12 protein-coding genes are annotated in these 15,037 nt (G+C 35.7%); 6 read left to right on the forward strand and 6 right to left on the reverse strand.

The window, feature by feature from the left end:
- Nucleotides 1-109 precede the first annotated feature (109 nt).
- The 5 genes from NSQ74_RS13750 to NSQ74_RS13770 all read left to right on the forward strand — a co-directional run bounded on the left by NSQ74_RS13750 (nucleotide 110) and on the right by NSQ74_RS13770 (nucleotide 6,728).
- On the forward strand, nucleotides 110-1,960 hold the full coding sequence (locus tag NSQ74_RS13750; protein WP_340824029.1) for a dynamin family protein: 1,851 nt from the start codon (nucleotides 110-112) through the stop codon (nucleotides 1,958-1,960).
- Nucleotides 1,961-2,141: 181 nt separating this feature from the next.
- Nucleotides 2,142-3,131, forward strand: coding sequence for a LacI family DNA-binding transcriptional regulator (locus tag NSQ74_RS13755; protein WP_340824030.1), 990 nt, complete (start codon nucleotides 2,142-2,144; stop codon nucleotides 3,129-3,131).
- A 104-nt stretch (nucleotides 3,132-3,235) separates the two neighbouring features.
- On the forward strand, nucleotides 3,236-4,657 hold the full coding sequence (locus NSQ74_RS13760; protein WP_340824031.1) for an aldehyde dehydrogenase family protein: 1,422 nt from the start codon (nucleotides 3,236-3,238) through the stop codon (nucleotides 4,655-4,657).
- A 23-nt stretch (nucleotides 4,658-4,680) separates the two neighbouring features.
- Nucleotides 4,681-5,526 carry an AhlS family quorum-quenching N-acyl homoserine lactonase gene (ahlS, locus tag NSQ74_RS13765; protein WP_340824032.1) on the forward strand — a complete coding sequence of 282 codons (846 nt, stop codon included), beginning with the start codon at nucleotides 4,681-4,683 and terminating at the stop codon, nucleotides 5,524-5,526.
- Between the two features lie 17 nt (nucleotides 5,527-5,543).
- Entirely contained in the window at nucleotides 5,544-6,728 is a 1,185-nt protein-coding gene (locus NSQ74_RS13770) for an iron-containing alcohol dehydrogenase (RefSeq protein WP_340824034.1), read from the forward strand.
- Between the two features lie 61 nt (nucleotides 6,729-6,789).
- Here NSQ74_RS13770 and NSQ74_RS13775 read toward each other — a convergent pair whose 3' ends face one another.
- The 3 genes from NSQ74_RS13775 to NSQ74_RS13785 all read right to left on the reverse strand — a co-directional run bounded on the left by NSQ74_RS13775 (nucleotide 6,790) and on the right by NSQ74_RS13785 (nucleotide 9,034).
- Nucleotides 6,790-7,299: a ferritin gene (locus tag NSQ74_RS13775; RefSeq protein WP_340824035.1), complete on the reverse strand. Its 510-nt coding sequence runs from the start codon at nucleotides 7,297-7,299 to the stop codon at nucleotides 6,790-6,792.
- A 135-nt stretch (nucleotides 7,300-7,434) separates the two neighbouring features.
- A complete protein-coding gene (locus NSQ74_RS13780; RefSeq protein WP_340824036.1) occupies nucleotides 7,435-8,070 on the reverse strand; it encodes a Bax inhibitor-1/YccA family protein in 636 nt (211 codons plus the stop codon).
- Nucleotides 8,071-8,275: 205 nt separating this feature from the next.
- Nucleotides 8,276-9,034 carry a TerC family protein gene (locus NSQ74_RS13785; protein ID WP_340824038.1) on the reverse strand — a complete coding sequence of 253 codons (759 nt, stop codon included), beginning with the start codon at nucleotides 9,032-9,034 and terminating at the stop codon, nucleotides 8,276-8,278.
- 443 nt (nucleotides 9,035-9,477) lie between these two features.
- On the opposite strand from NSQ74_RS13785, the gene NSQ74_RS13790 reads away from it, so the two are divergent.
- Nucleotides 9,478-11,217, forward strand: a complete 1,740-nt coding sequence (locus NSQ74_RS13790; protein ID WP_340824039.1) for an ABC transporter ATP-binding protein — start codon at nucleotides 9,478-9,480, stop codon at nucleotides 11,215-11,217.
- 70 nt (nucleotides 11,218-11,287) lie between these two features.
- Here the strand turns inward: NSQ74_RS13790 and NSQ74_RS13795 are convergent, their stop codons facing one another.
- From NSQ74_RS13795 to NSQ74_RS13805, 3 genes are read right to left on the reverse strand one after another with little or no spacing between them, the layout of a single operon-like run.
- Nucleotides 11,288-12,445: a Ger(x)C family spore germination protein gene (locus NSQ74_RS13795; RefSeq protein ID WP_340824040.1), complete on the reverse strand. Its 1,158-nt coding sequence runs from the start codon at nucleotides 12,443-12,445 to the stop codon at nucleotides 11,288-11,290.
- The gene (locus NSQ74_RS13800) at nucleotides 12,438-13,895 is read right to left on the reverse strand and encodes a spore germination protein (protein ID WP_340824042.1); all 1,458 of its coding nucleotides are present in this window, start codon (nucleotides 13,893-13,895) and stop codon (nucleotides 12,438-12,440) included. The genes NSQ74_RS13795 and NSQ74_RS13800 overlap by 8 nt, the downstream gene beginning before the upstream one ends.
- Complete coding sequence (locus tag NSQ74_RS13805) at nucleotides 13,895-15,019, reverse strand: endospore germination permease (RefSeq protein WP_340824044.1); 1,125 nt, start codon at nucleotides 15,017-15,019, stop codon at nucleotides 13,895-13,897. The genes NSQ74_RS13800 and NSQ74_RS13805 overlap by 1 nt, the downstream gene beginning before the upstream one ends.
- Nucleotides 15,020-15,037 lie beyond the last annotated feature (18 nt).

A 15,037-nucleotide genomic window follows, 5' to 3' on the forward strand; every position in this document is an offset into this window, starting at 1 on the left:
CGAACTAAGTAGTTTGTCCTTTTTTGTTATTAATTTTCAACTATGTATAAGAAATAGAATAGTTTCATTTATAATGAAACTATAGATACATAGGAAAGAGGTTTTGAGGATGACGAATATTGACACTACGCCAATCGACTATACAGCCTCAGCGAATAATATTTTGCCACAGTTTGTGGATCGTTTACGTCAACTGCACAGCATTATTGTACAAAATACATATGTAAAAGATACAGCTAAGCACTTAAATCGTATAATCCAAGATGCAAACAATGAAACAATGGTACTGATAGTCGGGAAACAACGTGTAGGAAAAACAACCCTTGTGAATGGACTTCTTGGTCGTTCTATTTTACCTGTTAGCGATCAAAATCCGACAGGGGTTAACACGTTTTTACGTTACGGTGAAAATGAGGAAGTAAAAGCTTATTTTTTAGATGGTATGGTGGCAATATTTGATATGAGTAAATTAGAATTACTCACAACAGGAGATACATTTGCATCACAAATTTTACGTGAACATTTAGACTATCTAGAAGTATATATAAAACATGATTTATTGAAATCTGTGACAATTATCGATTCGGTATCATTGGAAGCAGGAGGGGGAGAAATGGCCTATTTCTCTGAATCTTTGATCAATCGTGTGGATGAAATTTTCTGGGTGCTACGCTCTCAATCAATGGCTATTGACGCAGAAATTTTATTAATGGAGGCTTTAAAAAATAAAGGGGTTGTACCTCTTTGTATTGTCAATGCAATTGATACAAATAATAATACTGAAGCGTTTATAAGTTCTGAAAAAAAGCGAATTGGTCATTTAATAAGCGACTTTGTTCCTGTTTCGGCAATCGATGCCATCGAAGCACAACGAACAGAAAATAAAGAGTTATGGCACCAGAGTCAATATGATAATTTAATTGCGGAAATTCAACGTGTCGCGATGAATAGTGATAAAAAAACGTATGCAATTATTATTCGTTTTTTACAATGGCTAGAACGTTTCCGTTTTGAATTAACAGTTATACCACAACGAGACCCATTCCAATCAGCAGTTGAAAATATAGAAAAATTTGCTGGCGATACACAATATGAATTTTCACGTTACCAACGCGATTTAGCGATTGTACAAGAATACGAACAAGAGTATGAACAGGTAGCGAATGTCTTCAAAAATGTTCAAACATTGTATCAGCTCTTACAAACGATTTCCCAAAATGATTATTTACAGGATGATCAAGTAGAACAGTTTACTGAAAAGGCGGTAATCTATCAGCAAGCCTTACGAGAATATCGAAATATGCATAACGAATATATGCGAGAACATGAGCGCCTAGATGCACAACATAAAAAAATTCATGGCAAAGGACTTATGAAAGCCATCTTTGGTCAACATACCCAAAATGAATTTTTCAAAGAACGTGTTCTTCGCTTAAATGAACAGCAAGAGGAATGTGTTACTCAGTATGCGAAAGTAAGAGAAGCGGAAGCCTCAATTATTGAAGAAATACAATCAATCCAAAGCTATTTGATAGGGTTATCGAAAAAACGTTTAGCTCGAATAGAAAAAAGGGTGAAAGAGCTTAACCAGCAACGTGCAAAAGAGAAAAAGCAACTAAAATTATATGCAGCTAAATTAAATGAGTTTTCATGTTTAATTGAAGCGCAAGGATTTATTAAAGATAATATAAAGCCATTTTTAATGGAAGATAGAATGCCACTTCGCGTAAAAGATCAACAAATGCTGGAAGAAACAATCTACAGTATTATTGACATCGATTTATCGAAAAATGGCTTACTCGCTAGAAGTCAGATGAATAATAAAATGGAAAGTATTGAGATTCCTTTTGAGGTTGACAGTAAATATCCATTACAAGACTTACGCCTTGCAGAGACGGATGTTAAATCAAACGATATTCCCGCAATACCAAATAAATTAGAAGTACAATATGAATCATAATATGTATTAGTCAAAGTCCTAAAAGTGATGGATTCTTTTAGGGCTTTGTTTTATTTATATAGCATGAAAGTGTGGATGAATGGGAACAACTTCCTTAATGGCTTAACTAGAGATTTATCCTATTAACAATATCCTTTTGATGATATAAAATAGGCATACAAAGATGAAGTGGGGGGTTTTTTTGGTTTCTTCTAAAGATGTAGCAAAGTTTGCCGGTGTCTCTCAGACGACTGTTTCAAGAGTGTTAAATACACCTGAATTAGTAAAGCCGAAAACAATAAAAAAAGTGATGGAGGCAATTGAAGAATTAAACTATATTCCAAACGATATTGCGAGATCACTAGTACAACAAAAGACAGGAATTATTACTTTAATTTCTGGACCTTTGCATAATCCTTTTTTTGTCGATACAACAACTGCAATTGTTAATTATGCGAACGCCAGGGGCTATAAAGTAAATGTGCATTTTGGAACAGAAGAAAATTTACATACAATTTATAGTTCCGTGTTAGAAACGAAAGTGGATGCAATTATTTTATCTTCTATCGGGTATACGGATCCATTATTTTATAAGCTCGAAAAATTGGATATACCCTTTATAATGTTTAATCGTAAGCATAAAGAAAATAAGCATTTTGTAGAAATCAATAATGTGGATGCTGGTTATTTAGCGACTAAACATATGCTTTCGTTAGGTCATACGGATCTTTGCTGGATTGGTGGACCACATGAAATGAGTACTTTTTTTGGAAGATATGAGGGCTTCAAAAGAGCGTTAGCAGAAGCAGAAATTGACACAAATATAGTGCCAACATTTTTTACAAATACGAGCAAAGACGATATTAAGCGAGCATTTGAAGAACTATTGCTATTAAACCCAAGACCGACAGCGATTTGTGCTGCAACAGACGCTATTGCTATTGAAATTTTAAACCAATGTTTAGAGCAAGGATTTGCTATTCCTAACGATTTTAATGTTATTGGTATTGATAATGTAGAGTTAAGTAAACATCGTTCAATCTCCTTGACTACTGTGGGCATCGAATCGGAAAAAAATCTAGGATTTCTAGCGATTGAAAAATTATTTGATGTTATGGAGAAAAAAAGTACTTGCATCAAGCAAACTGAATCTGTTAAACTTTTCCCAAGAAACACAACAGGTAAAAAATGAACTGATATTCATCAGTTTATTTTTTTACTTGATAAATGGTTACGTATTCATTTCTTTATTTTCAGAAATGAATACGTAACCATAAAGGGGAGGAGGAGGATGACTTGAAGAAAGAATTATTAATTAATGACGAATGGCGTATGACAGAAGGGTATACCGATGTGTATGCCCCATATTCAAAGGAATTAATTGCTAAATTCGCTATGGCAACTGAGGTTGACGTGCAAGATGCAATTGAAAGTGCGCAAGAAGCTACTTCAAAAATGGCATCTTTAACAGCATTCCAGAGAGCACAAATTTTGGAACAATTATCGAATTTATTTGCTGAACATCGAGATGAGGCTGCTTCAATAATTTCATTAGAATCAGCTAAGCCACTAAAGTATGCAATTGCAGAAATAGACCGAACAATTGAAACCTATAAGTTTGCAGCAGAGGAAGCGAAGCGACTTGCAGGAGAGTTAATTCCTATGGACGCTTCAAAAAGTGGAGAAGGACGCTTTGCCTATACATTACGTGAACCAATTGGGGTAATAGCGGCAATTACACCATTTAATTTCCCTCAAAATCTTGTCGCACATAAAGTCGGACCAGCATTAGCAGCAGGAAATACAATTGTTTTAAAACCGGCAACACAAACGGCCTTATCAGCACACTTTCTAGCAAAATTATTAGCCCAAACAGATTTGCCAGCAGGTGCCTTTAATTTAATCACAGGGCAAGGAAAGCTCGTAGGAGATACATTTTTAGCACATCCACATGTGAAAATGATTACTTTTACAGGCAGTCCTGCAGTAGGTATTTCACTTCGGAATAGAGCAGGTTTGAAAAAGGTAACGTTAGAACTTGGCTCCAATGCAGGCGTTATTGTCGATGAAGGGGTTCAATTAGATAAAATGATAGACCGCATTGTAATGGGAGCGTTCTCAAACCAAGGTCAAGTTTGTATTTCACTACAACGAATTTATGTAAAGGACAATGTAGTGGACCAATTTTTAGAACAATTAACAGCAAAAATTAAGCAACTGACGCTAGGGAATCCACTTGATCCCACAACAGATCTTACAACGATGATTTCAGAAACGGAGCAACAGCGTGCCCTCACTTGGATTCAAGAGGCTATTAAGAATGGGGCACAAATAATTACTGGTGGTCGCATTGAAAACAATATTTTATTACCTACAGTGCTATACAATGTACCATCCTATAGCCGTGTTTCATGTGAAGAAATTTTTGCTCCAGTAGTTATCGTCAACAAAGTGTCCACAATAGATGAAGCGATTGAAGCAATAAATGATTCTAATTACGGCTTACAAGCTGGCATCTTTACACCTTCTATTGAAACGGCCTTTAAAGCTTCAAAAAAAATGCAAGTAGGTGGTGTCATTATTAATGATGTTCCTACATATCGTGTAGATCATATGCCATATGGTGGAGTAAAAGAAAGTGGGACAGGAAGAGAAGGAATTAAATATGCAATAGAAGAAATGACCGAGATGAAACTAGTTATTTGGAATAACAACTAATCATGAAATGGGGATGTTTGTAAATGAAGATGATAAATCAACATGCTAAGCTTTTTGTTATGGATAATGGCACGATGCGGATGGATAAAAATTATATGATTGCAATGCATAATCCGGCGACAATCGATCATCCAAATCAACCTAATGAATTTGTTGAATTTCCCGTTTATACAGTTTTAATAGATCATCCAGAAGGAAAAATTTTATTTGATACAGCATGTAATCCGAACTCAATGGGACCTGAAGGACGCTGGGGTGAATTTACACAAAAAGCATTTCCTATTAATATGCCAGAAGAATGCTATTTACACCATCGCTTAGAAGAATTAAATGTTCGCCCAGAAGATATTAAATATGTTGTTGCTTCACATCTTCATTTAGATCATGCAGGTTGTTTAGAACTTTTTACGAATGCAACGATTATTGTGCAGGAAGATGAATTTAATGGCACATTACAAACATATGCGAGAAATGTTAAGGATGGCGCTTATGTTTGGGGTGATATTGATATGTGGATTAAAAACAATTTACAGTGGCGATTAATCAAACGTGGTGAAGATAATGTGAAACTTGCAGAAGGCATTAATATATTAAATTTTGGTAGTGGCCATGCTTGGGGTATGCTTGGCTTGCATATTAATATGCCGGAAACTGGAGGAATAATTTTAGCGTCAGATGCCATTTACACAGCCGAAAGCTTTGGACCTCCTGTGAAGCCTCCTGGTATTATTTATGATTCAGTCGGCTATAATTCAACAGTTGAACGAATTCGACGCTTAGCAAATGAAACGAATTCACAAGTTTGGTTTGGTCATGATCCTGTGCAATTTAAATCATTTAGAAAATCCACAGAAGGCTATTATGAATAGATAGGAGTAGATTGAAAATGAATAAATTAACCTTTACTCCTACAAGTTATACAGGTTGGGGTTGTTTGCAACAGCTTCTTGTAGAAGTAAAAAAATTTCAAGCAAATAATATATTAATAGTAACAGATCCATTTTTACAAGACTTAGGTTTAGTGGATCAAGTTAAAAAGCCATTGCTGGACAATGGGTATAAGACGACAATTTATACTGACATTGCTCCTGAGCCACCTCTTGCAATTGGTGAAAAACTAGTGGCCTATACACGAAACCATCAGTTTGATTTAGTTATTGGATTAGGTGGGGGAAGTGCATTAGATTTAGCTAAGCTAGCTGCTGTATTAGCTACTCATGATGGTCAGGTGGCTGACTATTTAAATTTAACAGGCACGAAAACACTTGAAAATAAAGGGCTTCCGAAAATTTTAATTCCGACAACTTCAGGTACAGGCTCAGAGGTTACAAATATTTCTGTTTTATCGTTAGAAACGACTAAGGATGTTGTGACGCATGATTATTTACTGGCTGATGTAGCCATTGTGGATTCGCAATTAACGATTTCCTTGCCTTCAAAAGTAACTGCCGCTACGGGTGTAGACGCTTTAACACATGCAATTGAAGCATATGTTTCTATCAATGCAAATGAAGTGACAGATGGACTTGCACTGCAAGCGATTAGATTGATCAGTAACTCAATTCGTACAGCGGTACACGATGGTAATAACAAGCAAGCACGCTCGGATATGAGTTATGGTAGTTACTTAGCAGGGTTAGCATTTTTTAATGCAGGTGTAGCAGGGGTACATGCTTTAGCTTATCCGCTTGGTGGTCAGTACCATATTGCACATGGAGATTCAAATGCTGTACTATTGCCATACGTAATGGGCTATATTCGCCAAAGTTGTGAAAAACGCATGAAAGATATATTAGATGCAATGGGTCTTTCCTCTATGTATTTAACGCAAGAAGCTGCTTCCTATAAGTGTGTTGATGCATTGCAACAATTAGTACGCGATGTAAATATTCCTTCGACTTTAAAAGGTTTTAACATACCAGAAACTGCTCTTGAACAATTAACGGATGATGCAACAAAGCAAACAAGAATTTTAGCTCGCAGTCCGATGCCATTAAATCGGGATGATATTTTTGCTATTTACCGCGCTGCATTTGATGGCGAAATCCGTGAGCCAAGCCGACCGTTGTAGGAAAATATCTTGAAAATGAAAAGAGCTGAATCAAATAGTATTTGATTCAGCCCTTTTTTTATTAAGCTTCAGTATCTGGTGTGAAAGAGCGATTCGCTAATTCAGCATCTAGCATAAAGATAGCATTCGAATCATTTTGAATACGTTCAATTTTACGTATTAACGTATCAAATGTTGATTCTTCCTCAACTTGCTCATCGATAAACCATTTTAAAAATGCCATAGTTGCGTGCTCACGTTCATCTAATGCAATATCAGATAAGTTGTAAATACGACGAGTCACTTCTTTTTCATGAGACATAGCTGTTTTAAAAGCATGTAAAATAGAGTCGAAATGATTTTCAGGACTGTCAAATCCGTGTATTGATGCACGATAGCCCATATCACTTAAGAAATTATAAAATTTCATTGCATGAAAACGTTCTTCTTCAGCTTGCACTAAAAAGAAATTCGCAAAGCCATCGTAATCTTGGTCTGTGCAAAATGCAGCCATTGCCATATAAGCATGAGCGGAGTAAAATTCAAAATTCATTTGTTCGTTTAGTGCTGTGTGTAGTTTTTCAGATAACATAAATGTTCCTCCCTTTGCAGTAAATACCTACTACTTCTCATAGTATATAGCGAAAGATGGCCATCATACAGAAAAATATTTTTTTCGCCCTAAATGGTGCAAAAATAAATTGATATTCGTTCTCAATTAGAAAAATTAGTCAAATTCATTTTTTAAACGCCAAATCACTTCTAATAGATTCGTAAACAAATTTATGAAATCTAAATATAGATTTAATGCCATCCCAATGACTTCCTCGTCTGACACATGATGATGTCGAATGCGGTTAAAATCATACACTGTGAAAAGACTAAACAGTAAGACAGAAATAGCGGCAATAATAAGCCCAATAATATTACTTACTGGTATAAACATAAAAAGAAGCGAAAACACAAGCACGACGATAAGCACAGTGAATAAATAGCTTCCCCAATTTGAAATATCTTTATTCATCATCATACCTACAAGTGCTAGTATGACAAAAATAATAACGGTTGCTCCGAAAACTAATAAAACTAATTGCGGTCCGAGCTGATCAATAAAAAATTGTGTTGTCCAAAATAGTAAAATACCCATTAAAAAGGGGATTGCATACATAATAGAGTTAGCTAGTTTTAAGCTTCGAACAAAGCAGGCAATGATTAGAAGAATTATACAAAGAATCGAAAGCGGCATTATTACAGTCGATGGTAATAAAGTGGCGATAAATATTCCTACCACGGTCAATACCCACATAAAGGTAAAGTGTTTTAAAATTTTGTTTAAGTTTTGATTACGGTTAGCGTAAGCCATTTAAAAATTCCTTTCTTTTTAAGCTTTCTTAGTCCAATACCCGATTATACTGTAGCAATCGTGATAGAGTAGGGCAATCGCCATTAAACAAAGTAAAATCGCCACTAAACTAGGAGAAATCGATACTAAACTCGAGCGAATCGCCATTAACTATTATAAAAAATTCGCCAAGACATTATGTCTAGGCGAATTTTATTATAAGCGTTTAAGCTTCCTTCTTTTGGTTTTTTACACCTACTAAGTAGCCACTTAGAGCGATTGCAACTAATACAATCCAGAATGTAGCTTTCCAAAGTGTTGAGTGTGGGAATTCATGCGGAATAACCCCTAATTTTTCATGTGCTAAAGTTAAGACAGCTAACTTCACACCAACCCAACCAACGATAAGGAAGGCAGCCGTTTCGAGTGACGGGAATTTTTCGAGTACACGTACGAACCAGCGTGCTGCAAATCGCATCATTACGACCCCAATAATACCACCAAGGAACATAACGCCGAATTGACCTGCGTTAATGCCACCAACATCGAAATTCCCTAAATGTGGTAATGTAACTGCGATCGCAACTGCTGCTAAAATAGAATCTACTGCAAAGGCGATGTCTGCAAGCTCAACTTTAACAACTGTCATCCAGAAACCAGATTGTTTTTTAGGTTCTTTAATTTCATCTGAGTCCCCTGCAGCTTTCCGTGAATCGTAAATATGCTTAATCGACATGAATAGCAAGTAAGCAGCGCCTAAAGCTTGAATTTGCCAAAAATTCACGAGTACAGTAATTAAGAATAAAGCGGCAAAACGGAAAATGAATGCACCTACTAATCCGTATAGTAATGCCTTTTGTTGTTGTACTTTTGGTAAATGTTTAACCATTACCGCCATAACGACTGCATTGTCCGCTGCTAAAAGTCCTTCTAGTACAATTAATACAACTAATACCCATGCGTATTCTAATAAAATGGCTTCCAAATGTGTTTCCTCCTTTATTTTGGACAGAAATGAATATAATGCTCTTTCCTATTTTTAATTTTAGGCAAAAGAAAAAGACCCATGCCTAAAAAATAGGCAAAGGTCTTGCTAAGCACAACTATTTGGAAGCTCCAAATAATAATTAGTACCGAAAATTATCGGTACAGCACTCATCTATTAGATGAGCTTGCTATCACACCCGATGGCAACTGCCATGTAATGACGAATGTGAAATCAGATGTATCGCTCACATCTGCTAGCTACTCCCCTTTGACAAAAATGTCAAAAGCTATTCAATTCTTCTTACAAAGATTATAGCATGTAGTGAACTAAATGCAAATGAAAAGTAATCTTCTATTTAAAAATTATTTTCCGAATTATTATCACAAGTGGTACTATTGATGTTAAGTGAAATTTTTTAGCAACTTAGAAGGGAGACATATATGTATAAAAAGTTTTTTTCATACTACAAACCACATAAACGATTATTCGTTGTCGATTTTTCTAGTGCGATTATTGTAGCAATACTAGAGCTCGCCTTTCCATTAGCTGTTCAATGGTTCATTGACAAACTACTGCCTACAGGGGAGTGGAGTATGATTGTCAAAGTAAGTATGTTGCTATTGCTAGTATACGTACTTAGCACCGTACTAAACTTTATTGTCAATTATTTAGGGCATAAACTTGGTATAAATATTGAAACCGATATGCGACAAGAACTGTTTAATCATGTCCAGCGCCAATCATTCCGTTTCTTTGATAATACGAAAACTGGGCATATTATGAGCAGAATTACAAATGATTTATTTGATATTGGTGAATTTGCCCATCACGGTCCAGAAGATTTATTTATTGCTATTATGACGTTTGTGGGTGCTTTCGTTATTATGTTTAATGTCAATCCAACACTTGCATTAATTGCAGCGATTATGGTGCCGTTCTTAATGTGGCTTGTAACAGTTAGTAACATTAAGATGAACAATGCATGGAAGACGTTGTACGTTAAAATTGCAGATGTAAACGGTCGTGTGGAGGATAGCGTTTCAGGTGTGCGCGTTGTGAAATCTTTTACAAATGAAGCGTATGAAATGGAACGTTTTAAGGAGCAAAATGGTTTTTTCCGTTCGGCAAAATTATACGCCTATAAGATTATGGCAGGGGCGCATTCGAGTATTTATATGATGACTCGTTTGTTAACGTTAGTTGTCCTAGTAGTAGGAGCCTGGTTAAGCTTTAATGGGAAATTATCGTACGGAGGACTTGTAAGCTTTGTATTGTATACAAATGTTCTTATTAAACCAATCGATAAAATTAGTGCGTTGTTAGAACTGTATCCGAAAGGGATGGCAGGCTTTAAGCGTTTCCGTGAGTTAATAGAGCAGGAGCCAGAAATTCAGGATCGTGAGGGAGCAAAGCAAGTAACACATTTATGTGGAGACATCTCGTTTAAAAATGTTGATTTTAATTATGATACGTCAAAAGCTGTTTTACAAGGTATTTCATTTGATGTGCATGCAGGACAAACAATTGCCTTTGTTGGTCCATCTGGAGCTGGAAAAACGACAATTTGTTCTTTAATTCCAAGGTTTTATGATGTCACTAAAGGGGCGATTACGATTGATGGCTTGGATGTACGTAATATGACACAAGCCTCTCTACGAGAACAAATTGGCATTGTACAACAAGATGTCTTTTTATTTACAGGGACAATTCGAGAAAATATTGCTTATGGTCGTTTAGGTGCAAGTGATGAAGACGTTGAAAAAGCAGCTAAAAGGGCGCATTTAGAATCGTTTATTGCAGAGCTTCCAGATGGTTATGAGACACAGATTGGTGAACGTGGCTTAAAGCTATCTGGTGGGCAAAAGCAACGTATTGCCATTGCACGTATGTTCTTGAAAAATCCACCGATTTTAATTTTGGATGAGGCAACTTCTGCGCTAGATACAGAAACGGAAATGATTATTCAACAATCGTTAGCGGAACTTGCTGAAAATCGAACAACACTCATCATTGCGCATCGTCTAGCGACTATCCGTAATGCGGATCGGGTGCTTGTTGTCACACAAAATGGTATTGAAGAGGATGGTACGTATACGGAACTAGTGGCACAAGACGGTATTTTCGCAAAATTACATCATATTCAATTTCGTAAAACAGAAATTGAAAAAGTAGTACAATAGTTTAGATGTTAAACATATTCAAAAGGCATCGAGTAAATCAATACTCGATGCCTTTGTTTTAATTTACTTGCTATTTTGTAATTGTTTCAATAAAAGATTCCCTACCAGGGTTTACTTTGATTACTGTTATTTTTATGTTGCGAATAGAATCTTCCGTTAAGTCGATTTTACCGTTATTCTCTAATTTTTTCCATGTTTTAACATCTTTACGATATAGCTGTTCAGATAAACGGTAAATATCTGTATTCAATGCTAACGATTCCTTAAATGTTTCCCTTACTTCTTTTTCTACCTGTTTTTTGACCAATTGACGAATTTCTTTGGTCGTAATTTCTTCTGTAATACCAAGAACGTTAGCCTCCATTTTTATTTCGATATCAAATTGTACATTTTCGTTTTTTACGACTGGAGAAATATGAACTTTTAAATGATCTAATGTAACGGTTACGAATTGTTTATTCGCTCCAATTTGCCCGGTTATTTCACTGCGTATTGTTTCATTGGTCATCCATTTAATACCATTTGCGTTTTCTTCGGTGAGAAATCCTTTTAATCCTTCTTTAGATAGTAGTGTAATACCTTTTATTTCCACTGATTCCGACTGTCCTTTGGAAGATACCCATCCTTTATCAATTGATACTAATGGAAGATAAACTTCATGACTTGGCTCATTTAGACCGATCACTAATTTTCGTAAGTTAATCGGTGCGACAAAAGATTCTTGTTTAAAAGAATTTAACGGATCACCGAGTTTAGATAATGTAAGAGCCTTATTATTTATCGGTGTAACTACAAGTAAATCATCGAGTGGCTCTTTTGTGCCATAAACCCAAATTTGATATCGTGTTTCACGATAACGAGTTAAAAAATCGAGCACTTGATTTACCTTGTTGTTCTTCATTACTTCTTCTGAAAGTATAATATAGGTGATATGTCCCCAAAACGCTTTTTGATCAATGGAATGATATAAATCGAAAAGAGAATCTTCAATTGTTTTACCTTTTGCATGTCCAATTTCAGCCTGTTGAGCTTGCGGATTATTTGGCTGTTCGGATTTGGCTATATTGGCAAAATCAATAATTTGCATGTAAGTTTCATAATTGCCATCTTTATAATCTATACCAAGCGCATGGACATAGTACATTCTTTGTGGTTCAGTGACATCCCAACACCCTGATAACAGTGTAGTGAATACTAACAACATTATACTGAGTATTTTTTTATTCATTTTTATCCTCACTCGTACGGGTTTGATCTTGTGGTGCAATATAGTTTGGACGCTTGGTATAACCTTTTGGTGATAAGCGTAACAGTGTTTTTTTAATGGTTGACCAATCTAAATCAGCGCCAATTTGCATATAAGAGTTACCGAATATTCTAATATTACATAAGTAAAGAAGGGTTACGTATAGTGAAATAAAAAAGCCGAATAAACCAAAAAAGCCGCTTAATAAAATGAAGCCAACGCGGAAAATACTGATTGTCGTAACGAGCGATTGATTAACGAGTGTAAAGGAAGCAATGGTAGAAACGGCAATAATTACAATCATTTCTGGACTTGTAACACCTGCACGTATTGCTGCATCGCCAATAATTAAACCACCAACGACACTTATCGTTCCACCGATTACAGATGGTAGACGTAAGCCTGCTTCTCTAAACAGCTCAAACATTAATAGCATCAATAGCATTTCAAGCGAAGAGGGGAAGGGTAGGCCGGTTCGACCTTGGACAACAGTTGCTAAAAGCAATAAAGGTAATTGATTTTGGTGATAGGTTGTTAAAGCAAGCCAAAAAGCAGGTAACAGTAGGCCGATAAAAATTCCAGATATACGTAGTAAACGTTCAAGTGAACTAAAAACAATCGGGTATTCATTATCTTCCCCTGACTTTAACAGTAAAAATAAATTAACAGGTGTAATGACAGCATAAGCTACGCCATCTACAAAAATTAAAAAACGTCCTCGTATCAATGATTGAATTGCAAAATCTGGCCGTCCTGTATAATCAGTTTTTGGGAAAAACCTTGTATTTTTGTTTACACGCTCCATTAGTAAATCACCGCTAAATACAATATCCGTATCGACTGATTGTAATTGTACTTTTATACTATTTAAAATTTCCAAGTTCGCAATGTCGCCAAAATAAAGTATAGCAACGGTTGTCTTTGAGCGTTTCCCAAGTTCCATTTTTTCTACACATAAGGAATTCGTAGGTAGTCGTTTTCGTATTAATGCAATATTGACCGAGATATCTTCAATAAAATTATCTCTAGGTCCTTTAACGAGTACTTCCATCCTAGTTTCTTCAGGATTACGATTAGGCTTTCTGGCAATATTACTGGCATAAAGCAGATCATCCGTTTCAAAAAAAAGAAGTAAATGGCCATTATAAATAAGTGTAATGGCTTCTGACTGGTCTGTTACTTGTTGTAGGCCAGGGATGTGTAACTGTTTATTAATAGCATCTTGTAGTGATGCGTCCTTTAAATTATCAAAAAGAGCTTGAACACGCATGACAATGACATCATTGAGAAGTTGTTGATCAATCATCGCCTCACAGATGACAAATTGTACTTTATGTTGCTGGAATGCATATTCTTGAAAATGAACATCAACAGACTTTTCAAATAACTGCTTTAAGGTTGATAAAACTAAGGGCTTTTCTGTTGAAGGCATCAAGTGTCACCACTTTCCGTGTCTTGGGTATCGGCTTTAGATTTTTTTCCTTTCTTTCCTGACATGAAAGCTACAATCATTAAAAATATGGATAGTAAGAAAAAGAAAATAAATGTACCTGCTAACATATAATTTCCTTTAAGTTGTAGAAATATGTGTTCATTTAATAACATTAGTGGTAGACATATAAAAAAGAATGGAAGTGCAATGAATTTCCAAATACGTCGGTGATCTCCTGCCATGCCCAATAAATCTGTAACAATATATAAAATAAATCCGACTCGAATAAATGTGCCAGTTAACCATTGATAAATTGAAAGAAAGTCTAGATGCTCCACATAGCGTCCTATTGTTACTAAGCCCCATTCTTCGTAAGCCGGATAGCGTTGTTTTGAGGCCTCTGCTGGTCCAAACTCTGTAATGGCACCAACGAGGGGACCCATTGTTAGCCCTGCTAAAATTAGGAGTATAATGGCAAAGTGATGCCAACGCATACGATCTTTAATTTGGTGTTGTATGAGTAAAAATAATATTAATTCCGAAAATCCCGAGGCGGGGTAGATGAGCCCCTGTAAAACAGGCGTAAATCCATGTTCAAAAAAAGGACGTAGTAGGTCATAGTCCTTAACTTGTAAGTTTGTAAAGGCAACAAAAAATCCAAAAACGACTACAGCTAATAAAACGAATACATTGACGATGACGATCGTTTGTAAACTTGTCGTAACAAGTAGGATACAAAGAACGACGTATATAGCAAGCAAGATTAACCTTGGCGTTCTAGGTAAAAAAGTGGTATTTACCCACTGTAAGGTTTCAATCATTGTAAAGGCCGCAATAATGATAAGATAAATTGCAATAGTATAAATCACGATTTTAGAACCGATTTTTCCGATTTTTTGTGGTAGCCAATCTTTTAAAGGCTCTTGATTCGATTTTCTATGAATATAAACTAAAAGAAAGAGCCAAGGAAACATTAAAATCGATGTAAAAATTACAGATAGCCAGCTATCTCTTTCTGCAGTTTCCAATAACGGAGGCATAATTGTAACGTGATTTTTTAAGCCAATAACGGTCATTGCTAGGAAGACAACATGTAAAATACTAATTGATCCTACACCTTTCATTTGAAAACCCTCTAACAT

The organism is Lysinibacillus sp. FSL W8-0992, from assembly GCF_038008685.1.
Taxonomy (GTDB): domain Bacteria; phylum Bacillota; class Bacilli; order Bacillales_A; family Planococcaceae; genus Lysinibacillus.